This window comes from Methylosinus sp. LW3 (assembly GCF_000527115.1).
Taxonomy (GTDB): Bacteria; Pseudomonadota; Alphaproteobacteria; order Rhizobiales; family Beijerinckiaceae; genus Methylosinus.
In genome coordinates this window covers 855868-877500 of record NZ_AZUO01000001.1, presented here as the reverse complement: position 1 = coordinate 877500, position 21633 = coordinate 855868, and the positions used below count along the sequence as shown (strand labels likewise).

The 21633-nt window shown below is 65.9% G+C and carries 16 protein-coding genes and 1 pseudogene (1 of these 17 only partly in view); 9 read left to right on the top strand and 8 right to left on the bottom strand.

The features are described from left to right. A protein-coding gene (locus METLW3_RS0104310; protein WP_024878757.1) for a TonB-dependent receptor crosses the window boundary here: on the top strand, window positions 1-2304 show its 3' portion. 207 nt of this gene lie to the left of the window's left edge; only the last 2304 of its 2511 coding nucleotides appear in the window; the start codon falls outside the window, past its left edge; its stop codon occupies window positions 2302-2304. Window positions 2305-2307: 3 nt separating this feature from the next. Here METLW3_RS0104310 and mdoH read toward each other — a convergent pair whose 3' ends face one another. Together mdoH and METLW3_RS0104300 are read right to left on the bottom strand one after the other, a co-directional pair. Continuing rightward, a complete protein-coding gene (gene mdoH, locus METLW3_RS0104305) occupies window positions 2308-4545 on the bottom strand; it encodes a glucans biosynthesis glucosyltransferase MdoH (protein ID WP_024878756.1) in 2238 nt (745 codons plus the stop codon). After that, window positions 4533-6074: a glucan biosynthesis protein gene (locus METLW3_RS0104300; protein ID WP_024878755.1), complete on the bottom strand. Its 1542-nt coding sequence runs from the start codon at window positions 6072-6074 to the stop codon at window positions 4533-4535. The genes mdoH and METLW3_RS0104300 overlap by 13 nt, the downstream gene beginning before the upstream one ends. Window positions 6075-6340: 266 nt before the next feature. Between METLW3_RS0104300 and glmU the strand changes: the two genes are divergently transcribed. The 4 genes and pseudogenes from glmU to glmS all read left to right on the top strand — a co-directional run bounded on the left by glmU (window position 6341) and on the right by glmS (window position 10519). Continuing rightward, window positions 6341-7699 (top strand): bifunctional UDP-N-acetylglucosamine diphosphorylase/glucosamine-1-phosphate N-acetyltransferase GlmU, encoded by a 1359-nt coding sequence (gene glmU, locus METLW3_RS0104295; protein WP_024878754.1) that lies wholly within the window; start codon window positions 6341-6343, stop codon window positions 7697-7699. 109 nt (window positions 7700-7808) lie between these two features. Beyond that, window positions 7809-8089: pseudogene (locus METLW3_RS25095) on the top strand (type II toxin-antitoxin system RelE/ParE family toxin). Between the two features lie 14 nt (window positions 8090-8103). Further along, a complete protein-coding gene (locus METLW3_RS0104285; protein ID WP_084484781.1) occupies window positions 8104-8463 on the top strand; it encodes a HigA family addiction module antitoxin in 360 nt (119 codons plus the stop codon). A gap of 229 nt (window positions 8464-8692) precedes the next feature. Further along, window positions 8693-10519, top strand: coding sequence for a glutamine--fructose-6-phosphate transaminase (isomerizing) (gene glmS / locus METLW3_RS0104280; protein WP_024878752.1), 1827 nt, complete (start codon window positions 8693-8695; stop codon window positions 10517-10519). Window positions 10520-10608: 89 nt separating this feature from the next. Here the strand turns inward: glmS and METLW3_RS0104275 are convergent, their stop codons facing one another. After that, on the bottom strand, window positions 10609-11253 hold the full coding sequence (locus METLW3_RS0104275) for a PadR family transcriptional regulator (RefSeq protein ID WP_084484780.1): 645 nt from the start codon (window positions 11251-11253) through the stop codon (window positions 10609-10611). Window positions 11254-11405: 152 nt separating this feature from the next. Further along, the gene (locus tag METLW3_RS26705; protein WP_024878750.1) at window positions 11406-13601 is read right to left on the bottom strand and encodes a methyl-accepting chemotaxis protein; all 2196 of its coding nucleotides are present in this window, start codon (window positions 13599-13601) and stop codon (window positions 11406-11408) included. A gap of 650 nt (window positions 13602-14251) precedes the next feature. Between METLW3_RS26705 and METLW3_RS28710 the strand changes: the two genes are divergently transcribed. After that, window positions 14252-14479, top strand: coding sequence for a hypothetical protein (locus METLW3_RS28710; RefSeq protein WP_198022742.1), 228 nt, complete (start codon window positions 14252-14254; stop codon window positions 14477-14479). Next, a complete protein-coding gene (locus tag METLW3_RS0104265; RefSeq protein WP_024878749.1) occupies window positions 14398-15060 on the top strand; it encodes a hypothetical protein in 663 nt (220 codons plus the stop codon). Before METLW3_RS28710 ends, METLW3_RS0104265 begins: the two co-directional genes overlap by 82 nt. Before the next feature lie 95 nt (window positions 15061-15155). Here the strand turns inward: METLW3_RS0104265 and METLW3_RS0104260 are convergent, their stop codons facing one another. Genes METLW3_RS0104260 through METLW3_RS0104250 form a run of 3 tightly spaced genes read right to left on the bottom strand, consistent with a single transcriptional unit; the run spans window position 15156 to window position 17157 of the window. Next, entirely contained in the window at window positions 15156-15794 is a 639-nt protein-coding gene (locus tag METLW3_RS0104260; RefSeq protein WP_024878748.1) for a hypothetical protein, read from the bottom strand. Then, entirely contained in the window at window positions 15791-16615 is an 825-nt protein-coding gene (locus METLW3_RS0104255; protein WP_024878747.1) for a hypothetical protein, read from the bottom strand. The genes METLW3_RS0104260 and METLW3_RS0104255 overlap by 4 nt, the downstream gene beginning before the upstream one ends. Next, a complete protein-coding gene (locus METLW3_RS0104250) occupies window positions 16612-17157 on the bottom strand; it encodes a hypothetical protein (RefSeq protein ID WP_064033562.1) in 546 nt (181 codons plus the stop codon). The genes METLW3_RS0104255 and METLW3_RS0104250 overlap by 4 nt, the downstream gene beginning before the upstream one ends. A gap of 608 nt (window positions 17158-17765) precedes the next feature. Here METLW3_RS0104250 and cobT point away from each other — a divergent pair. Continuing rightward, complete coding sequence (gene cobT / locus METLW3_RS0104245; RefSeq protein WP_026600181.1) at window positions 17766-18776, top strand: nicotinate-nucleotide--dimethylbenzimidazole phosphoribosyltransferase; 1011 nt, start codon at window positions 17766-17768, stop codon at window positions 18774-18776. A gap of 34 nt (window positions 18777-18810) precedes the next feature. On the opposite strand, the gene glpE is transcribed toward cobT, so the two are convergent. Next, window positions 18811-19608 carry a thiosulfate sulfurtransferase GlpE gene (gene glpE / locus METLW3_RS0104240; RefSeq protein WP_024878744.1) on the bottom strand — a complete coding sequence of 266 codons (798 nt, stop codon included), beginning with the start codon at window positions 19606-19608 and terminating at the stop codon, window positions 18811-18813. Window positions 19609-19830: 222 nt separating this feature from the next. On the opposite strand from glpE, the gene METLW3_RS0104235 reads away from it, so the two are divergent. Next, the gene (locus tag METLW3_RS0104235; protein ID WP_024878743.1) at window positions 19831-21600 is read left to right on the top strand and encodes a symporter-like protein; all 1770 of its coding nucleotides are present in this window, start codon (window positions 19831-19833) and stop codon (window positions 21598-21600) included. Window positions 21601-21633: the final 33 nt, after the last annotated feature.

The following is a 21633-nucleotide window of genomic DNA, read 5'->3' as shown; positions in this document are numbered from 1 at the left end:
AAGGCGCGCGAGAGCACGGCGCCGATCACTGTTGTGAGCGGCGAGCGGCTGAAGGCGACGGGACGCACAAATCTCGTCGACGCGCTGCAGCGGCTGGATCCCTCCTATTCGATCTATGGCGTCGGTGGCGACATCAACAATCTGGTGCGCTCGCCGCGGCTGCGCGGCCTGACCGCCAGCCATGTGCTCGTGCTCGTCAACGGCAAGCGGCGGCACGGGACCGCCAATCTGTCCTCGACCGGCTTCACCAAGGGCGCGGCCGGCGCCGATCTCGATCTCATTCCCGTGGCGCTCGTCGATCATGTCGAGATTCTGGAGGACGGCGCCGCCGCCCAATATGGCTCCGACGCCATCGCCGGCGTGATCAACGTCATATTGAAAGCCGATTCCGAGGGCGGCGGACTCTCCGCGCTCGTCGGCTCCTATGGGCAGAGCTACAATCCCAACACGCATGGCAATGGGCTGACGCGCAATCTCCAGGCGGACAAGAGCTTCGCGCTCGGCGATCAGGGCTTTCTGACGCTCGGCGCCGACATCACCTCGCATCTGCACAGCAATCAGACGGGACCGGACCGCACGCAGGACGGAACCGGTCTGCGCGTCGGCCCCGGCACGCCCTATCCTTGGGTCGATCCCAACGTCTCGGCGATCATAGGCGATCCCGCCTATATCACCGGCTCGGCCGGCCTCAACGCCGGATATGAGCTGGACAATGGCGTCCAGCTCTATCTCTTCGGCACAGGCGCGGGCCGGCGCGGCGAATCCTTCCAGAACTATCGCGCGCCCAATCTCAACGGCGCGGCGGGGAACAAGATCATCGACCCTTCGGGCTTCGTTCCCGCCGAGACGATCCACGAGGAGGACTGGTCACTGAGCGGCGGCGCCAAGGGCAAGGTCTTCGACGATGTGCGATGGGATCTCAGCCTGACCTACGGCTCCGACAAGATCGACGTCGGGCTGAATCGGTCCGCCAATGTCGCGCTGTTCAACGACACGCTCAAAGCCTTCGGCGCCGGCTGGACGCCGCGGCAATTCTACATCGGCCAATATTTCCGCACGCTGCGCACCATCAATCTCGATCTCGGCAAGGAGTTCGCGCCGAGCTTCCTGCCCGCGCCCGTCAATGTCTCCGTCGGCGCAGAGAATCGCCACGAGACCTATGCGGTCCGCCAGGGCGACTTCTTCTCCTATTATTCCTCCGGCCCTGCGGCCTGGGTCGGCATCCGGCCGACCGACGCGAGCGACCACAGCCGCGAATCCTTCGCCGGCTATGCGGACATCAGCAGCAAGCCGCTGCCCGATTGGAAGATCGACATCGCCGGCCGCTACGAGACGTTCAGCGACTTCGGCGACACGATCAACGGCAAGCTCTCGACGCGCTACGACATTTCCCCCGCGATCGCGCTGCGCGGCACCGTCAGCACCGGCTTTCGCGCTCCCACGCTCGCAGAGCAGTTCTTCTCGCAGACGACCGTCTCGCCGACCACCGCCAATATCGTCCTGCCGCCCAACTCTTCCGCGGCGAGCGTCGCCGGCGCACAGCCGCTCAAGCCGGAAAAATCGACGAATATCAGCCTCGGCGTGGTGACCGAGCCACTGCGCGATCTGCATGTCTCGGTCGACGCCTATCAGATCGACCTGCGCGATCGCATCGTCGCGACCGGCAGCCTCACCGGCCCTTCCGCGCTCGCCGCCATCGCCGCGAGCGGCAATACGTTGCAGGCGGGCGCGACAGGCACGGTCAGCTTCTTCGTCAATGGCGCCTTCACACGCACGCGCGGCGTCGATGTGAAGGCCGATTACGCTTACGACCTCGGCCCCTATGGCGCGCTGCGCTTCGACGCCGCGGCGAGCTTCCTCGAGACGACGATCCTGTCCGTCTCGCAGTCGCCGGCGGCGTTCAACGGCGCGCCGCTGCTCAACGCCGCGGCGCGATCGAACATCACCGATCTCACGCCACGAACCAAGGTCATATTCGGCGGGTCCTACAGCTATGACGCCTGGACGTTCTCGCTGCACTTCACGCAATATGGAAACGTCAGCTCGGTCGTCGCCTCGCCGCTCACCGGCAGCGCGCCCTTCTACACCAATATCATCACGCCGAAATTCATCACGGACGGCGAGATCGCCTATGATTTCGGCTCGGGCCTGCGCGCAGCGATCGGCGGCAACAATCTCTTCGGCGTGCGGCCCGATCAGACCCTGCCCTGGACGCGCAGTCTCGGCGCCGCGATCTTCCCGACCTTCTCGCCCTTCGGCGTCAATGGCGGCTACTACTACGTGCGCGCGTCGCTGAAGTTCTGACGCTCAGCTCGCGAGCCGCGTCGCATCCTCTTGCGCCGCGGCCTCTTCCTTCTCGGCGCGGCGCGGCAGGCGCGCGAGCATGCCGAGCAGAGCGCGGTCGCCGAGCACGACCAGCCGCTCGCCGCGGTTGAGCCATTCGACCGCATCCTCGAGCGCTTCCGCATCGGCGAGCTTGGCCTCCGCCAAAGCGCGATCGGCGGAAACCATTCCGCGCTTGCGCGGCGGGCGCGCCGGCAGCCAGGCCTCGTGCAGCGCGCGCAAATCGGGATCGCCATGGATGGCGACGAGGCAATTCTCCTCGTCCTGTCCGGCGCGCGCCAGCAGACGATGCAGCGCGCGGCCCTTGCGCGCGATCTTGGGCGTCGTCGTCTCCTCCGGCGTCACCAGCACGCCGGCGCGGCGGAACACGAGGCCGAGCCAGCGCTGGCCGGTGATATAGGAGATGCCGATCGCCAAAATGAGGCCGGCGATGGTCGGCGACATCCAGGCGACGAGCGAGGGCGAGATCATCAGGCCGGCGATCAAGGTCAGCGCGCCGAGCGCCACATGCCATTGATGGCGGCGCACGATAGCGTTGAAGGGAACCGAGCCGTCGTCGCGCCGCTGCGGGTCCCAGCCGGTGTCGAAGCCGAACAGAATGTGGAAGACATGGCCCGTCTGGATCAGCATCATGATGGGCGCGAGCAGCGCCGACATCAGCACCTCGAACAGAGTCGAGACGAGCAGCATGATAATGCCGCCGGAGCCGCGCCGCGTCTCGCGATCGATCATCGCGAGAATGAGGCCGAAGAATTTCGGCGCCAGCAATATCGCCATTGTGAGCGCGAACAGCGCTAGCGAACGTTCCGCGTCGAAGCGCGGCCACACCGGGAAGAGCGTGAATTTGGCGGTGAAATATTCCGGCCGGAAATAGCTCGCCTGAAAGACGAGCGCTATGCCGACCAGCAGCTGGCAGAGCCATAGCGGCGAGGTGAGATAGCCGAAGATTCCGGTGAGGAAATGCTGCCGCGTCGCCCAGTGGAATCCGCGCGCCCCGAGAATGCGCGAATGCTGCAGATTGCCCTGGCACCAGCGGCGGTCGCGGATCGAGAGATCGATCAGCGAGGGCGGGCTCTCCTCGAAGGAGCCGCCGAGCGTCGGCATCATATAGACGGCGTAGCCGGCGCGGCGGATCAGCGCCGCCTCGACGAAATCATGGCTGAGAATATGCCCGCCGAAGGGCGGGCGGCCCTTGAGATCGGGCAGGCCGCAATGATGCGAGAAAGCCTGCGTGCGGATGATCGCGTTATGACCCCAATAATTGCCGTCGCGCCCCATCCATTGCGCGAGGCCGGCGGCGATGACGGGACCATAGATGCGCGCGGCGAATTGCTGCACGCGCGCGAACAGCGTGTTGCGATTGATGATGAGCGGCAGCGTCTGGATGATGCCGGCGTCGGGGTCGGCCTCCATCGCCGCGGCGAGACGCACGATGGCGTCGCCGGCCATCAGGCTGTCGGCGTCGAGCACCACCATATGCTCATAGGCGCCGCCCCAGCGCGTGACGAAATCGGCGATATTGCCGGCCTTGCGGCTCGTGTTCTTCTCGCGGCGGCGATAATAGACGCGCGCCTGCGGCCCCAGCCTGCGGCGCATGGCGGCGAAGGCGCGCTCCTCGGCGATCCAAATATCGGGATTCGTGGTGTCGGAGAGGAAGAACCAGTCGAAATGCGCGCCGAGGCCGGTCGCCTCCACATCCTGCAATATGGCCTGCAGCGCGCCGAAGACGCGGCTCGGCGCCTCATTGTAGATGGGCATGACGACGGCGGTGCGCGCTGTGAGCGTTTCCGGCGGCGGCGGCGGGCGGCGCGCGAACAGCAGCGCGACGAAGCCGACGACGGCGCTGGCGAAGGAGAGCGCGATCCAGGAGAAGTTCAGCACGAAGAGCGCGAGCAGCGCCCATTTCAGCGTGGTGACGCCGCCGACGTCGATGACGCGGTACATCTCGTAGCCGCCATAGGCGGTCAGCGCGAGGCCGCCGCCGAAGGTGACGAAGCGCGAGATCCAGGGCGTGCGCCAGAACTTCGGCGCCAGGCGGCGACGACGCTCCTTCGCCTTGAAGCGCCAGAAGGATTGCGTCGGCATCTCGAGCCGGCGCTCCGCCGGCATGGGCGGCGCGGCGGCGGGATCGACGGGCGGCGTCGGCGGGGCGGCGACGTCCGGCGGAACGGGTTCGACGAGGGAGAGAGCTACACCGTCCATCTATAGAGCCAGGTTTCGCTGATCGGCTCGTCGCCCGATTGGAGGACGAGGCGCAGCTCGCAAAAGGTCTCGCCGACAGGATCGACGTCGAAGACGACGCGGCATGTCTTCGCCTTCGGATTGGGATAGATGCGAATGTTCGTCGCCGATCCGGGCGATGTCGTCAAGGCGGGCCGCAAATTGGCGACACGTTGCGGATCGCCCAGATTGTCGCCTGCAAACTGGACGATAAAGCGGCGCAGTTTCGGCGACGGCGCGCGGCCGCCGAAAGCCGCGACGGCGACCGCGAAAGGCGGGCGCGCGGGCGGGCTCCAGCACCAGAATTGCCGATAGGCGAAAGTCGCCTCCTTGCCCGCGGCGAGCGGCTGCTTGGGCCGCCAATAGGCCACGATATTGGCGTTCACCTCCGATTCGGAGGGGATCTCGACGAGCTGCACCGAGCCCTCGCCCCAATCGCCGATCGGCTCCACCCACAGCGAGGGACGCAGCTCCCAATGCTGTATGTCGTCCTGATAGGTCTCTATGTCACGGTCGCGCGTCAAAAATCCGAAGCCCTTCGGATTGGAGTCGACAAAGGCCGAGATTTGCAGCGTCTCGCGGTTGGAGACCGGGCGCCAGAGCCATTCGTCCTTGCCGGTGAGCATTTGCAGCCCATTGGTCTCGGCGACGAAGGGGCGCGGGTCATCGGAACGGCGATGGTCGAGCGGGGTGAACAGCGAGGCCGCCGCCGCGCCGCCGAGCCCCAGATGATCGATGGCGACGCGCGGGAACAGTGTGAATTCCGCGTCGATGATCGTCGCCTCGCCCGGCCGCAGCGTGAACAGATAGGCGCCCGTGACGCTCTGCGAATCGAGCAGAGCGTGAATGACGAGGGCGTTGCCGGCGAGCGTCGGCTTCTCGATCCAGAAGCTGCGGAAGACGGGAAACTCCTCGCCGCGGGGATCGGCGGTGCGGATGGAGAGGGCCCGGGCGGTGACGCCCAAAGTCTGGCCGCGGGCGAGCGCGCGATAGAAGCTCGCGCCCTGGAAGAGAGCCAGCTCCGTGTCCGGCGCCCCGGCGCTCTGAGGGGCGAGGATGCGAAAGCCGGAGAAGCCGATGTCCGGCAGCTTGTCGCCGACTTTCAGGCCGCCATAGTCGAATTTGGCCTGGTCATAGACGACGCGCTTGGCGACCCTGTCCTCGACGACATAGAGCTCGACCGGCGCGCCGAAGATGAACCCCCTATGCAGCGGCTCGAGCGAGAAGCCCCGATTCTCGCCGCTCCATATGGCCGCGCCGGCCTTGGTCTTTATGCCGACATATTGCTCATATCCGAGATTGGCGAAAGGCTCGCGCAGCTCCGCCGATGGGGCGGCGAAGGGCCGCTTGGCGAGCGCGCGGGCGAGCTCGACCACCACTTCACGGCCGAAGACGGCGGGCGCCGGCGGCGGCGGGGCCGACGGAGCCGATTGGGCGAAAGCGCGGCCGCCGGAGACGCCGCCGGCGAGCGCGGTCAAGGAGGCTTTCAACAGGTCTCTGCGTACGAACATGCGGGACCGGGACCCGTGACTGACGAAGGAGCGGGAAAAAACGGCGGACTTGTCTATCGGATATACCTGAAAGACCGGACTTCGGAACACGAAACTTTCTTTTTTGGTTGCGCGGAGGAAACCTCGCGCCGAGCCTGCGCTTGCTCCCCCGCCCGCGAATCTGCCAAGACGAATATGATCAGGACGAATATGAACGAGAGGAAAACGGCGCCGGGGACCGCCCCCGCTGTCCCCTCCCCGCCATGAGCCAGAGGCCGCGCAGCAAGATGGAAGCTCGATCGACCGACCGCCGCTCCCTCGCCGTAATACTCGCCGCCGGCGAGGGCACGCGCATGAAATCGCGCCGGCCCAAGGTCCTCCATGAGGTCGCCGGGCGATCCATGCTCGGCCATGTGCTGGCCGCCGCCGCCGCTCTGGACGAGATCGCCGTGGTCATCGGCGCCGGCAAGGAGGATGTCGCCGCCGAGGCCCGCCGCCAGCGGCCGGACGCGAAAATCTTCGTTCAGGAGAAGCAGCTCGGCACCGCCCATGCCGTGCTGGCGGCGCGAGAGGCATTCGCCGGGGCGGACGATATCGTCGTGCTCTTCGCCGACACGCCGCTGGTGCGCGCCGAGACGATCGCCGCTTTGCGCGCGGCGCTGGCCGAGGGCGCCGCCGTCGCCGTGCTCGCCTTCGAGGCCGCCGATCCGCACGGCTACGGCCGGATACTCTGCGACTCAGAAGGGCGCCCCGCCGCTATTCGCGAGGAGAAGGACGCGAGCCCGGCCGAACGCGCCTGCCGGCTCTGCAACGCCGGCTTGATGGCCATATCCGGCGAAAAGGCGCGGGCGCTATTGGACGGGATCGACTCGGCCAACGCCCAAAGGGAATATTATCTCACCGATATCGTCGCCCGCGCCGCCGCGGCCGGGCTGGGGACACGGCTGGTGGTCGCGGCGGAGGAGGAAGTTCTCGGCGTCAACGACCGGGTCCAGCTCGCCCGCGCCGAATCTGTCGCCCAGGAGCGCCTCCGCCGCGCCGCCATGCTGGGAGGCGCGACGCTGATCGCCCCGCAAACCGTCTTTCTCTCCCATGACACGAAGATCGGCCGCGATGTGACGATCGAGCCCGGCGTCGTCATCGGCCCGGGCGTCGAGATCGCCGATGGCGCGGTTATTCACGCCTATTCGCATCTCGAGGGGGCGCTGGTGGGCGAGCGGGCCACGGTCGGCCCCTATGGGCGGCTGCGGCCGGGCGCCAGGCTCGCGGCGCAGGCCAAGGTCGGCAATTTCGTCGAGATCAAGGGCGCGGACATCGGCGAAGGCGCCAAGGTCAATCATCTGACCTATATCGGCGACGCTTCCGTCGGCGCGCATTCCAACATCGGCGCCGGCGTCATCACCTGCAACTACGACGGCTTCTTCAAATATCGCACCATCATCGGCGAAAACGCCTTCATCGGCTCCAATTCGGCTCTGGTCGCCCCGGTGACGATCGGCGACGGCGCCTATGTCGGCTCCGGCTCGGTCGTCACCAAGGACGTCTCGGCGGACGCCCTCGCCGTGGCGCGCGGCCGGCAGATGGAGAAGCAAGGCTGGGCGGAGAGCTTCCGCCGCGTCCAGAAGGCGAAGAAATCGGGCAAGTGATCTTCTCCGGCAGCGCTCTCCAACCACGCCAAACGTATCTGCGAGTGATACAAGCGCCTTGCTTTCCGTATCTCTGAGCGATACATGATGGTCGGCGACAAGGCTGCTTATGATCCGATCATTCCGGGACCGGGCGACTGAGGCTCTTTTCCGCGGGCGGCTTCCGAAGGGATATCCCGCGGACGTGTTCAAGGCAGCGCGGCGTAAGCTGGAAATGCTCAACGCCGCGGCTCGGCTCGACGACCTGCTCATTCCGCAGGGCAACCGGCTCGAGGCGCTGTTCGGCGATCGGCCGGACAACATTCGATCCGCGTAAACGACCGCTGGCGCATCTGCTTTGTCTGGACCGACGCCGGCGCAGAACAGGCCGAGTTCGTAGACTATCACTGAGCAGGACTAGAACCATGGCGAGCGAGATGGAGATCGTCGAGACGCTTCCGCCGATGCACCCGGGCGAAGTGCTACGGGAAGAGTTCCTCGAGCCGCTCGGCCTATCCGCCGGGCGCGTCGCCAAGGCTTGCGGCGTGCCTCGGACGCGAATCGAGCGTATCGCCAGTGAAGAGATCGGGATCACCGGCGACACGGCGGCGCGGCTGGCCCGCTTCTTCGGCACGACGGCGGAATTCTGGTTGAACCTACAGGTTCGCTATGAGCTGGCGACGGTCGAGAACGCCGCCCACGCCGAGCTGGCGAAGATCACGCGGTTCGAGGCGACGGCGGCGATGAAGGCCCGCCCAGCTTCATCGGTCGAAAAAAAATTATAGCCGAACCAAAAGTCGCAGCGACCCTTGCATCCGCCCTCGCCAAAGCTCGTCGCTCGCGACGGGCGTCCTCGAGGACGCCCTATGCCGGAGCCACTTCTCCCGCGAACGGGAGAAAGAATCGCGTCCTGGCCGGCTCCGAGAAATGCCCTAATGCTCTGTCTAGGATAATCGTAACCGAAATCGCGGTAATCTGATCGCCCCCGAGCGCTTGGACCGAGGAGACATTTGCATGTGCGGCATCGTCGGCATTCTCGGACGCGAGCCCGTCGCGCCCTCTCTCGTCGAGGCGCTGAAGCGGCTCGAATATCGCGGCTATGATTCCGCCGGCGTCGCCACGCTGGAAAAGGGCAAGCTCACGCGCCTGCGCGCCAGCGGCAAGCTGCGCAATCTCGAGGAGAAGCTTTCCACCTCGCCGCTGCTGGGAACGAGCGGCATAGGCCATACGCGCTGGGCGACGCATGGCCGCCCCACCGAGACCAACGCCCATCCGCATACGAGCGGCGGGCTCGCTGTGGTCCACAATGGCATCATCGAGAATTTTCGTGAATTGCGCGAGGAGCTGACCGGCAAGGGTCATGTCTTCGCCACCGAGACGGATACGGAAGTGGTCGCCCATCTCGTCGGCGAGGAGCGCAGCAAGGGCGCCGCGCCGCGCGAGGCGGTCGCGGCCGCGCTCGCTCGGCTGGAGGGCGCCTTCGCCCTCGCCTTCCTCTTCGAGGGCGAGGAGGATCTGCTGATCGGCGCCCGCCGCGGCGCGCCGCTCGCCACGGGCTGGGGCGACGAAGGCGTCTATCTCGGCTCCGACGCTCTTGCGCTCGCGCCTTTCGCGCGTCAGATCGCCTATCTCGAGGAGGGCGATCATGTCGTGCTGACGCGCGAGAAGATCACCTTCTACGACGTCGCCGGCAAGGAGTCGGAGCGCCGCCGCCAGCCCTTGCAGGCGGGCTCCTTCCTCGTGGACAAGGGCAATTACCGCCATTTCATGGCCAAGGAGATTCACGAGCAGCCGGAGGTCGTCGGCCGCACGCTCTCGCATTATCTCGATCTCTCGGCCGGCGAGGTGCGCCTACCCTTCACCCTGCCCTTCGACCCCAAAAAGCTCTCGCGCGTCACCATTTCCGCTTGCGGCACGGCCTATTACGCAGGACTCATCGCGCGCTATTGGATCGAGCGCTATGCGCGGCTCGCGGTGGATATCGATATCGCCTCGGAGTTCCGCTATCGCGAGGCGCCGCTGGCCGAGAATGGGCTGATGATACTGGTCTCGCAATCGGGCGAGACGGCCGACACGCTGGCCGCGCTGCGCTACGCCAAGGCGCAGGGTCAGCACATTCTCTCCATCGTCAATGTCGAGACCTCGACCATAGCGCGCGAGAGCGACACCGTTGCGCTGACGCTCGCCGGCCCCGAGATCGGCGTCGCCTCGACCAAGGCCTTCACCTGTCAGCTCGCCGTTTTCGCCTGCCTCGCCATAGCGCTCGGCCGCGCCCGCGGCGTGCTGAGCGAGGCGGATGAAAAGCGCCTGGTGCGCGAGCTGGCGGCGACGCCGGGCCAGATGGCCGGCGCCCTCGCCCGCGAGGCGCTGGTCGAGCCGGTGGCCCGCGATGTGGCGCGCGCCTCCAGCGTGCTGTATCTCGGCCGCGGCGGCGCCTATCCGCTGGCGCTGGAAGGCGCGCTGAAGCTGAAGGAACTCTCCTATATTCATGCGGAAGGCTATGCGGCCGGCGAGCTGAAGCACGGGCCGATCGCGCTGATCGACTACGCCATGCCGGTGATCGTGCTGGCCCCGCCGGACGCGACGCTGGAGAAGACCGTCTCTAACCTACAGGAGGTCGCCGCGCGCGGCGGTCATCTCATCCTCATCGGCTCCGCCGCGGCGCGCGAGGCGGCGGCGGCCGAGCTCGCCGGCTTCATCGAGCTGCCGGAGATCGCCGGCGCCTTCGCGCCGCTGGTCTATGCGGTCCCCGTGCAATTGCTCGCCTATCATGTGGCGGTGTTCATGGGGAAGGATGTGGACCAGCCGCGCAATCTGGCCAAGAGCGTCACTGTGGAGTGAGGCGTCCGCTCCCCTCATCCTTCGAGACGCGGCCTGCGGCCGCTCCTCAGGATGAAGGGTTCGGGCTTGCCGTCGCGAACGACAACGCGTCACAGCCGCTCGATCTTGCGGGCCGCCTCGTCGATGAGATCGGCGACCTGAAACAGCAGCTCCTTGTCCGGCGCGCCGACGAGGCGCTGCTGCAGCACGGTCTTGAGATTGCCCATCGCCCGGAACACCGGCCCCGTGTCGACGCCCGCGCTTCTGGCGCGCAGCTCCTCCAAACGGGCGAGCGCCGTCTCCGCCTCCTTGCGATTCTCCGCGAGATGGGCCTTGCCCGCATCGGTGATCGCATAGAGCTTCTTGGCGCCCTCGGTCGGCTGGACCTCCACCTGTCCCAGCTCCTCGAGCAGGGTCAGCGTCGGATAGACGATGCCGGGGCTCGGCGCATAGGCGCCGCCGGTGCGCGTCTCGATCTCGCGGATGACGTCATAGCCATGGCGCGGCTCGCTCTCGAGCAGCAGCAGAATCACCAGCCGCAATTCGCCGCCCTCGAACATCCGCCGCCGTCCGCGGCCGCCGCCCCGCTCGCCCTCGCCGGGACCAAAGCCATGCCGCCCGCCGGCGCCGCGCATACCGCGGCCGCCACGGCCGAAGGGCTCGTCCCCGCCGCCGCGCATTCCCCTCATCCAGCCTCGCATCCAGCCGAAGGCCGGATGATCGCCGTGATCGGAATGTATGTGTTGATGCCTCATAAATGTGTCTCCTTTCGTTTAGACAGCTCTAAGATATATCTTACAACCATCTCGTCAAGCCCCTTCCGCGAGAAAGGTTGCGCCGGGAGTCGAGGCGAACGAGACGCGCGGCGGGAAAAAGCAGTCAGGAGGGGCGACTTGAAAGATCGGCTCTAGGCGGCGCGCAGGCCTTTGGGCGGGCGCCGGGCGCCGCCGACGTCGAAAAAGTCGGTCATGTCGCGCAGCGCCCGCGCGCGCTCAGCGAGCATGTGACTCGCCGCAGTGCCGTCCTCGACCATTGCGGCGCTGTGCTTGGTCATTTGATTGAGCTCGCCGATAGAGGCGTTGATCTGCTGCAGCGCGGACGCCTGCTCGCCGGTTGCGCGCGAGATTTGCCGCACGGCGCCGTCCAGCGCATTCACCTCGCCGACGATCGCCCGCAGATCGCGCGCCACATTGCTCACCAGCTTCACGCCCGCGCCGACGGCGCTGCTCGACTCGCCGATCAGCAGCTTGATCTCCTCGCCCGCCTCGGCGGAGCGCAGAGCGAGCTGGCGCACCTCCTGCGCGACAATGGCGAAGCCCCTGCCCGCGGCGCCCGCGCGCGCCGCCTCCACGCCGGCGTTGAGCGCCAGCAGATTGGTCTGCGCGGCGAGCTGGTCGATGACCGAGAGAATCTGCGCCACCTGCAACGACGAGGTCTCGATCTTCGCCATGGCGCCGATCGTCTCGTCGACGAGCCCGCCGGAGGCCTCCGCCTTGGCGCGCGCCGAGGCGACCAGCGCATCGGCGCTCGCGGCGTTTTGCGCCGTCGCGCGCAGCGCCGCGGTGATGCCGGCAATGCCGGTCGTCATCTTCTCGAGATTGCCGGCCTGGCCTTCCGCGCGCTGCGCCAGAGCGTCGGCAGCATGCGCCATCTCGCCGGCCTGCGCGGTCATGTTCTGCGCCGCCTCCGTCACCAAAGCCATGCCGCCGCGCAATGTCTCCAGCGAATGATTGAAGTTGACGCGCAGCGCCTCGTATTGCGGCCCGAAGGCCTCGCTGATGCGATGGGTGAGCGCGCCATTCGACAATTGCCGCAGCCCATGGGCGAGCGTCGCCACCACCGCCTCGGTCGCCCGGCTGGCGGCGGCCGCCGCCTCATCGGCCGCATCCTTGGCGATGGCCGCGCGGCGGAATGTCTCGACGGCGCGCGCCATCTCGCCGACATCGTCGCGCCGCTCGCAATGCGGCACGAGGCCGCTCTTGTCGCCATTGGAGAGCGCGTTCACGCGGCTCGCGATCTCGAGCAGCGGCCGCGCTATGGCCGAGCCCGTGCGCCAACCGCCGAGCGCCGCGACAATGCCGGTGAGCGCCGCGGCGACCAAAATCCGATCGGCGATGCCGAGCGTCGTCGCCGCCAATTGCGCCTCGGGCGCGCTGAGCACGAGACTCCAGCCGAGACCGCGAAATCCGATGACCGGCGGCAGCTTCGCATAGACCGCCGACCGTCCGTCGATATTGCGGGATATCGCCTTCTCGGCGCCGATCTCGTGGCCGAGCCGATCGATCATCGGCGCCGCGGGCCTGCCGATCGCCTCGACCGGAAACGCGCCCGCGCCGACGCCAGTCGGCTGGAAGACGAGCAATGTCTTATGGCTCGCATCGACGAGATCATACCGAATATGGGAGCCGCCGAGATCGCCGCCGACGATGCTCATGCGCTCATATTCGCGCCGGACATAGCGGCGGAACATGTCGAGATCGACGAAGCTCACCCAGACGCCGATGACCTCGCCGTCCTTGCCGAGCGCGCGCGCAGCGATGGGAAAGGCGAAATCGGGCTCGGCCGATCGCGGAAGAATGTCGTTCACATCGATGAGCGTGTCGATGACGACATTGGTCGCGCGCTTGTTCTCGAGCACGGTCTTGCCGGTCATCGCATCGACGAACCAGCGCTCGCCGGCGAAATTCTGCGCATAGAGCGCTTGCGTCGGCAGCGGCTCGCCATCCTTGTCCTTGGTGTTGACGGCCAGCACCGAGCCGTCGCGCCCCAGCAACATCGTCAGATTGCTGTTTCGCTGCGTGGCGATCCAGCCGTTCATGAATGTGGCGATGGGGCTACGCCCATCGACGCGCCGCCAATTCTGCGACTGCCAGATGATGGGCTGCGCCGTCGCCTGAATGACCGCATCGGCGGCGAAATCGCCGAGCGCGCGATTGATCGTGGCGCCGAGATCGAGCGTCGCCATGCGCAAGGGCGAGAAGGACACATTCTCGAGATGCGGCGCGACGGCCAGCTCGAAAAACGCATAGAGAAACAAAATCGGCAGGACGCTGAAGCCGATCATCGCCACGGTGATCTTGGTCGCGATGGTCGCGCCGCGCATGTTCGTTCCTTCTCCAGCAAGCGACGGCGCAAGGCCGATCGGGGCCGACCAATGTCCGACCAGCCCTCGGTCGGACGTAAAGAGACAAAGCTGCGCGCTGCTTCGAAACGAAAATTGTTTCTGCACTTTTACGGTTTTAGGTAAATAACTTTCTAACATGCGCCTCAGCGGCCGAGCGTCGCATGGGCGCGGCGCGGGTATTCGGGCGCGGCGCGTGAACTTCCAGCGCCGCCGACCAGCCGACGTCCGAGGCCGCCGAAACCAGACCATTCGCATTTTTCTGAACTCTCCCCCGCCAGATCGATATTTATCTATTTTACATGAAGAAGACAGCAGGCTCTGCTTTCTCTCATCGCCGGCGCGCTCGACGAGAAGCTTTGCTCCTTTCGCTAAAAAATTTCCGCCACAGCGGCATAAATAGGAGTTCGGCGCTGCCGCACAGCGCGTCTGGTGCAAAAACAAGCTGAAAGCCCACCGTTTCAGCGTTGCGCGAATTCGCATTCGTAATGTAAATACAACATATATCTAAGGCTGAGCCGATTGCGAGCCTTTAAGAAGCGCCGGCGAAGCGTCCTCATCGACGCTCAGGGGCTTCTGGCGCGCGCCTCGGCTCGCATTCGATACGAGGGTTTTTATGCGCTCGAGCTGTGATGCGAGACAAAAATGGCTCCGCCACGGAGACGCAGCGCACCTATACGGGCGTCGAGGATGTCGGCGCCGGCTATTATGCGACCTATGACATTTCGCAGAACGAGCAAGGACAGATCGGCGCAAGAGAAGAGAAATGGAGTGAAGCGTGGCGTATCTCCTCAGTGAAGGTAGCGAGCAATTCGATCGAAGCTTTCTCGCCACGAGCGAGCAAAAGCTCGCCGATGTGATCCTCGCGGCCTTGCCGGATTCGGTCACGCCGCTGCGGCTGACCAGGATCGGCGTCATTGGCGCCGTCATCGCCGCGGCGGCGCTGATCGGCTGCCGCTGGTCGCATGCATGGCTGCCGGTCTTCGTCGCCGGAATAGTCCTCAACTGGCTCGGCATGGCGCTCGACGGACCGCTGGCCCGACGCCGCGCGCTGACGCATCCTCGGCTCGACGCCATCGGCCAGACCAATGATCTGATGTCGCAAGTCCTGCTGATCGTGATGTTCGGCGCGTCGCCATTTCTATCGCTTCAATCGGCCTTGGTCATTCTCGCCTGCTATCTGCTCTTCTCGGCCTATAATTACGTGCGCACGATCGCGCTGCAGGCGCGCCCGATGACCTATATCGGGATCGGCCCGACCGAGTTCCGCATTCTCATGACCGCATGGCCCTTTGCAGCGCTGGCCGGCGGCATAGATGCGACGGCGCCGGGCGGCGCGACCCGGCTGGACGCCGCAATGCTGATCCTCGCCGCGATCGGAGTTGCGGGACTTGCCGTGAAGGCGCTTGCCGACGCAAGGCGGCTCGCCGCGGAGGAGTGAGTCTGGAAGAGACAACGGCGCGGCCGTAAGGCGCGGAGACGCGCCGGCGGACCTTCGGCCTTGGTCACCGCGAAAATTCAGCCGAATCCCTCTCGTTAGTTGCTCAGTCGACGGGCGATGGGAACGAAGGACGGAAGAGGAATGCTATCCCCCGTCGGTCGGCATATCGTGAAGTCCTCGGGCTCACGCTCCACCATCAGCCTGGTCGCGGCGTCATTCGCCAGCCTCGCCCTGTCAAACCACTTTTCGGCGACGCGCTGCTTCAAATCGGCGAGTATTTTCATGTCATCGGGCGTAGCAAACAGACTGTTGATGGCTCGGACGCCTTCCGTCCCCGATACGATATCTGCGTCGCGCGCGAGAATGACGTGTATCCAACCATATGCCGTCATTGCCGCATAATACTTGTCCGCCATCGCCGTTGAGCAATTGCCGATCGGACAACGCGAGATGGCGTCGAGGACATAGCCCGTCTCCATCTTTTTGCTTTCGTAGTTCCCGAGGAATTGCTCCCACACTTTTTTGCTCCAGCCGGCGACGGGGGTTCTTCCCGGCTGATAAGGGCCATGCGGAAAGGGGGCGCAGGTCCCGGCCGTTTTCGCGCGATGGGCGACTAGAAGATTTGCGGCGACGTTCACTCCGGCGAAGCACAGGAGGAAGACGACAACGAGAAGCTTCGTGTCGAGCAGCCAATCCGGCAGCCCACGGCGCAATATCGAATGGCGGCTTTTCATGGGCAGCTTTTCTGCGTCGCGGGAAGCAAAAACGAAGCGATTTCTTTCGGAACTCCGAATCCGAACGGGCCGAAGTTCTTTGCGGACAGATATCCATTGCTCGACAGGTCCTCGACCGTCGCTATGACCGACGGGTGCAGGCCGATCGATTGCGTCTCGCTTGCCATGCCATCGACATTCGTCCCACCCGGCCTTCGAGCCCTCGACAGTCGATACAGACTCGCAATCTGTTCCGCCCTGTCATTGTGTGTTCGCAGCGTGTCGAAATAGCGCTTGAGCTGACTGGCGAATTTCGCCCGAAAGTAAGGCTGGCAAAATCGCTGGCGCTCTAGCCGGGACACGCAGGACAAATAGCCAGCGACATCCTTAATGTGCATCTGCCCGCGAGGATCTTGGACGTCCGCCGCCCACTGCTGCTCGGGGTCGACCCAATATTCGACTCGAGCGAGGGGCGTATGGATGGTCTGGGCTCCAGTCGGCATGCAAGCCTCGTCGAGACGCACTTCGATCTGCCTGATCTCTGGCGATCTACCCGCGAGCGCCTGATCGATCGCTTGTTGGCGAAGAGCGCGTCCCTCCGGGGAACGGGGCGGAACCATGCCCGTGACCGGATGGCCAATCGTCAGCGCCAGCAATTCAGGAAGGATGAAATTGTAACCTGCGTAGCAGATCGCGAACACGCCGGCGATTTTCATCAACTGTTTGACGAGTTTGAAACCTTCCGGCTTTGCACCGTCCTTTGTCTGGCTCAAAGAAAGTCTTTGGGTCTCCCCGCGGTTACGCTCATTCTCCGATTTTGTTCCGCGTTTTCCGAAGCTCATCTATCGCTCTCCGCATAGCGATGACATTCCTGCCCGACCGTCCAGTTCGGCGAGGATTTCGGTGGCGGGGAGCCGCCGAGAAACTCCTCGTTCACCTCGATCCGATCGGGCGATCGAAAGATGAAGATGCGCATTTGGCGCGGCGCGGCGTCGAACAGCTTTTTCCATTTCTCCATCGCCGCGCAAAAACGGCGCGTGCGCGCCGGCCCGTGGTTTTCGAGATAGTCGCGTGGACTGGTGAAGTCGTCCACGCCGAAGGCGCCGACTCTGAACCCGGCGAGGATGTGCTCCGGGGCATTTTTGATGTCGAAGGGAGACGGACCCTCGAAGGCGATCTTGGCGCGCTGCTCAGGTCTCGCATTCTCGATGCGCCAAACGGTCGGTCCGGCGGCGATCACGAGAACCGCCGCTGCGCCCGCGCGACCGAGATCGAGCGCGATTTCCGGGGCCTCCTTTTGGTCTTTGACGCTCGGCGGACTATCGACGATGGCGACATGAAGCAGCCGATTGTAAAGCGCCGGCTCGTCCGGCGACGTGGCCATTGCCCTCAATCGCTTGGCGCTCTTCGCAAGCCTTTTTACGTCCCCGCCGAAAATGATGTCGCGAGGAGACGCCGAACGGCGGATATTCTCCTCGTCCAGAGCGTCTAAGCTCGGAGCGTTCAGAAAAATTATCGCCGGAATCCGCCCGGCCTGCGAGACGAATCCGATCAAAGCTACAATTCCAAAAAGCAATAGAAATGGTCTCATAAATCGAAAATCCACACAGAGCCGAACCAGCCGCTCGTCGCTCTCGAGTGTGAGTCCTGAAAATTAAGAAATAGCGAAATTCATCCACGGCAAAGACTTAAACAGAGAGGGCCGACGTGAGGCGTGCGATTGGTGACAATGAAACAGATGACGCCGAACGCGAGCGTATTACGACTCGATCGACCATAGCGGCGAAGCAATCTAGGCCTTGCTTCGCGGCGCTCGCAATAGCGCACGCAGTTGGTCGCAATGTCGCGACCGATGCCTATTTCTAAGCGCTCGTCAGTTTCGGCTCGGACACCCACAATCATCGAATTCGGCGCCTTGCCGAAGGTCCTATTTTGACGCATCGCTCCCCTCCCCGCTTGACTCCCGCCCCCGCCATGCCCCACCCACGCGGCATGAGCACGCCCTTCGACGACATCCGCAATCTTCTCGCCGATCTCCCCGCCCCCAGCAGTGACAGCGTGGACGCCGTGCGGCGGCGCGACGCCGAGCTCACCAAGCCGCCGGGGGCGCTGGGGCGGCTGGAGGAGATCGTCGAATGGCTGGCGGCCTGGCAGGGCAGCGCGGAGCCGCGGATCGAGCGGCCGCTCGTCGCCGTCTTCGCGGGGAATCACGGCGTCACGGCCAAGGGCGTCTCCGCCTTTCCCGCCGCCGTCACGCGGCAGATGCTGGATAATTTCACCGTCGGCGGCGCGGCGATCAATCAGATCTGCAAGGCCAATGGCGTCGGCCTCAAGGTCTTCGAGCTAGCGCTCGAGCATCCGACACGCGATTTCACGACGAGCGCCGCAATGGAGGAGCGCGAGGCCGCCGGCACTCTGGTCTATGGCATGGAGGCGGTGGACGGCGGGATCGATCTTTTGGCGCCGGGCGAGATGGGCATAGGCAACACCAGCTCGGCGGCGGCGATCTACGCCGCGCTCTATGGCGGGCCGGCGGCGCGCTGGACCGGGCGCGGAACCGGCGTCGACGACGAAGGGCTCGCGCGCAAGAACGCCGTCATCGACGAGGCGCTCGCCTTTCACGCCGGACATTTGTCCGATCCGCTGGAGATTTTGCGCCGGCTCGGCGGGCGCGAGATCGCCGGCATGATGGGCGCGATGCTCGCGGCGCGGCGCAATCGCATCCCCGTGCTGCTCGACGGCTATGTCGCCTGCGCGGCGGCGGCGCTGCTGCATGCGACGAGCCCGGACGCCATCGCCCATTGCCTCGCCGGCCATGTCTCGGCGGAGGGCGCGCATAGGGATGTGCTGGAGCGGCTCGGCAAGAAGCCGCTGCTCGATCTCGGCATGCGGCTCGGCGAGGGCTCCGGCGCCGCGCTGGCGATCGGCGTCGTCAAGGCGGCGCTCGCCTGCCACAGCGGGATGGCGACTTTCGCCAGCGCCGGCGTCAGCGGCAAGGATTAGGACGCGTCATTCCCGGCCGCTGAATTTCCCGGGCTCACGACGCCGCCGCCAACACCTTGCGGCGCTTCACCTCCGCGCGCATCAGATCGAGGCATTCCTTGGTCGAGGCCATGTCCAGCGCGGTGAGGCCGAGGCCCGTCTCGAAGGAAGGGTCGGCGCCGGCCGCCATCAATTGCGCCACGGCGCGGGCGCGGCCGGAGGAGGCGGCGAACATCAGCGGCGTCGCGGCGTTGACATTTATGTGCTGAATGTCGATTCCGGCGCGGATCAGCAGCGCGATATTCTCCTCTATCTCGCCGACACAGGCGAGCCACAGCGCCTGATTGCCGTCCACATTGGTCGCATGGAGATCGGCGCCGGCCTGCAGCAGCTCGGCCACCAGCGCCGGCGGGGCGAGGCGCGCGGCGACCATCAGCGGCGTCACATTGTCCTTGTTGCGGCCATTGGCGTCGCCGGGCGCAAAGCCGTGCTCGGCCAGAAAAGCCTCCAGGGCCGGGCTCAGCGCCGCCGTGGCGGGGGGCGCGGAACGCTCGGCGATCGCCCAGGCCTCATAGCCGCCGTCGAGGCTGTAGACGTCGGAAAAGCCCTGCTCGGCGAAATATTTGGCGTAGGCCTGGCTGGAATTGCCGTGATAGCAGCAGAACACCACCGGCCGGTCCTTCGGCGTCAGAGTGACGAAGGAGGAGATGTTCTCCCGCGTCGCCAGCTCGGCCCCATCTATATGGCCGCGCGCGAAAGAGTCCGGATCGCGCACGTCTATCACCAGCGCGCGCCCGCGCCCGATGATCTGACGCGCCGCGATGACGTCGATCCTGCGAAAATTCGCCTGCATGCCGCATTTCTCCCTTCGATCGCCCCGCGACATGCGAAGTCGGGGCCAACCGCCCCTCAGGGACCGCGCGCGCTGGTTTTCGGCGCCCTCGTCGGCTAGAGTCATTCCGGTTCCAATCGAACCGGAATGACTCTCGATTTCCTTGTTCTGCCGTGTTTTCTTCACGCGAACCGGTTCCCGCTTCGCTCGAAAACACTCTAGGCTCGTGGAAGGAGGCGCGACATGCGGGACACGGTAGAGAATTTCGAGGATCGGGCGCGGCTCGACGGACGCATCGCATTGGCGATCGTCACTTTCGCCACCGCCTATGGGCTCGTCGCTCTGCTCGATCGCGTCGGCGCGCCGGAGCGGCTGGTGGCGCTGGTGTCGCCCTATTTCACCGTGGTCGCTCTGGCCGCGCTGGGCTTTCTGCTGCATTCCATGCGCGTGTCCTTCTATTACGCGGCGGGACGGGCGGCGCCGGCCGCCTATGTCGGATTCGCGCAGGCCGCGCTGGTCACGGGCCTCGCGGCGCCTTTCGCGGCTCGGCTCACCGGCGCCGGCTCGCCGCTCGGCGTGACGCTCGGCCTGCTGCTCGGCGTCGCGCTCATCGGCGCGGCGACCGGGCCAGCGCTGCGCAAGACCGGGGCCTTCTCGCTGTCCGATCTGCTGGCGGCGCGCTTCTCGCGCATGGAGCCGCGGCTCGGCATGATCGCCGTCGCCGCGCTCACCTCGGCGATCGTGGCGCTCGCCGGCTATCAGACGGCGGTGGACGCGCTGGTCGGCTTCACTGGCGCGGGCCGGCCCTTCGCGGCCTTCTTCATCGGCGCGGCGATTCTCCTGATCGCGGGACCGGGCGGCGTCGGCGGCGTGCTGTGGAGCGCCTGCGCCGCCGCGGGCGTGCTGATGGCGGGCTTCGCTCTGCCGCAGATCGCCCTCATGGCCGAAGGCTTTCCCACGCCCTTGCCGCTCATCGGCGATCAGGCCGCCTGGAGCGAGGCGACGCGCATCATCCAGAATTGGCGGCTGGCCCGGCCTGCGCCGGTCGCGCTCGAGATCACCACAGCGCTCGGCCTGGCGCTCGGCCTGGCGACTCTCGCGCCCGCCCTCGCCCCATCGGTGGCGACGCGGGATGTGGCGGCGGCGCGGCGGGCCGGGATCGCGGCCATGTTCTGGACATTGACGGCGGCGGCGCTGGTGGCGGCGACCGTCGCCTCCTCCGCGCTGATCGTCTCCAATGTCGCCGTCGGTCAGACGCCGGAACGGCTCCCCGAATCCATCTATTCGGCGAGCGCGCGCGGCCTGCTGCAGATTTGCGGCGCCAAGGCGGACGGCCCGGCGCAGGCGCGCGCCGCCTGCCTCGCCCGCAAGCTGGCGCCCGCCGCGCCGCTGCGGCCGGAGGATATTTCCGTGCGCGCGGAATATCTCATCGGCGCCCTGCCGCAATTGGCCAAGCTCGGCGCCGCGCTCAGCGGCCTCGTCGCCTCCGGCGTCATCGCCGTCGGCCTGGCGCTGGCGGCGGCCAGCCTGCACGCCTGCGCCGCCGCGGTCGGCCATGACGCGCTCTATCGGCTGCGCGCCGAATCGGCGCTGACCAGCCGGCGCCTCGCCATCACGCGGCTGGCGCTGGTCGGCGTCACCGCGCTCGGCTCGGCGACGAGCGCGGCCAACGCCATAGACGCGCGCACGCTCGTCGGCATGGCGCTCGCGCTGTCGGCGGCGGGCTTCGTTCCGCTGATCGGCCTCGCGCTGTTTCCGCGCGCGCAAGACCGCGACGCGATGGTCGGCCAATTGGCGGGCGTCGCGACAATGGCGGTGACGCTGATCGTCGATTCGTCGCCGCCGGACATAGAGCAGCTCGCCTGGGCCGGACTCTGCGGCGCCATCGCCGGGCTGCTCGCCGGCGGTGTTTCGGCGCAGGCTTTCTCGCGAGAGACGCGGCAATCACGTAATTTCGTGGAAGAGATTTTACGCGGCGAAGGCAATGTGCTACATCTCGATAAAGGAGCCTGAGATGCAATATTGTGTCGAATCGCTGTGAGAAGA

What these genes read in the sequence shown, in the direction of transcription:
- mdoH (WP_024878756.1), bottom strand. Translation starts at nt 4,545, where the DNA reads ATGGACGGTGTAGCTCTCTCCCTCGTCGAACCCGTTCCGCCGGACGTC.
- METLW3_RS0104300 (WP_024878755.1), bottom strand. Translation starts at nt 6,074, where the DNA reads ATGTTCGTACGCAGAGACCTGTTGAAAGCCTCCTTGACCGCGCTCGCC.
- glmU (WP_024878754.1), top strand. Translation starts at nt 6,341, where the DNA reads ATGGAAGCTCGATCGACCGACCGCCGCTCCCTCGCCGTAATACTCGCC.
- METLW3_RS0104285 (WP_084484781.1), top strand. Translation starts at nt 8,104, where the DNA reads ATGGCGAGCGAGATGGAGATCGTCGAGACGCTTCCGCCGATGCACCCG.
- glmS (WP_024878752.1), top strand. Translation starts at nt 8,693, where the DNA reads ATGTGCGGCATCGTCGGCATTCTCGGACGCGAGCCCGTCGCGCCCTCT.
- METLW3_RS0104275 (WP_084484780.1), bottom strand. Translation starts at nt 11,253, where the DNA reads ATGAGGCATCAACACATACATTCCGATCACGGCGATCATCCGGCCTTC.
- METLW3_RS26705 (WP_024878750.1), bottom strand. Translation starts at nt 13,601, where the DNA reads ATGCGCGGCGCGACCATCGCGACCAAGATCACCGTGGCGATGATCGGC.
- METLW3_RS28710 (WP_198022742.1), top strand. Translation starts at nt 14,252, where the DNA reads ATGCGAGACAAAAATGGCTCCGCCACGGAGACGCAGCGCACCTATACG.
- METLW3_RS0104260 (WP_024878748.1), bottom strand. Translation starts at nt 15,794, where the DNA reads ATGAAAAGCCGCCATTCGATATTGCGCCGTGGGCTGCCGGATTGGCTG.
- METLW3_RS0104255 (WP_024878747.1), bottom strand. Translation starts at nt 16,615, where the DNA reads ATGAGCTTCGGAAAACGCGGAACAAAATCGGAGAATGAGCGTAACCGC.
- METLW3_RS0104250 (WP_064033562.1), bottom strand. Translation starts at nt 17,157, where the DNA reads ATGGCCACGTCGCCGGACGAGCCGGCGCTTTACAATCGGCTGCTTCAT.
- cobT (WP_026600181.1), top strand. Translation starts at nt 17,766, where the DNA reads ATGAGCACGCCCTTCGACGACATCCGCAATCTTCTCGCCGATCTCCCC.
- glpE (WP_024878744.1), bottom strand. Translation starts at nt 19,608, where the DNA reads ATGCAGGCGAATTTTCGCAGGATCGACGTCATCGCGGCGCGTCAGATC.
- METLW3_RS0104235 (WP_024878743.1), top strand. Translation starts at nt 19,831, where the DNA reads ATGCGGGACACGGTAGAGAATTTCGAGGATCGGGCGCGGCTCGACGGA.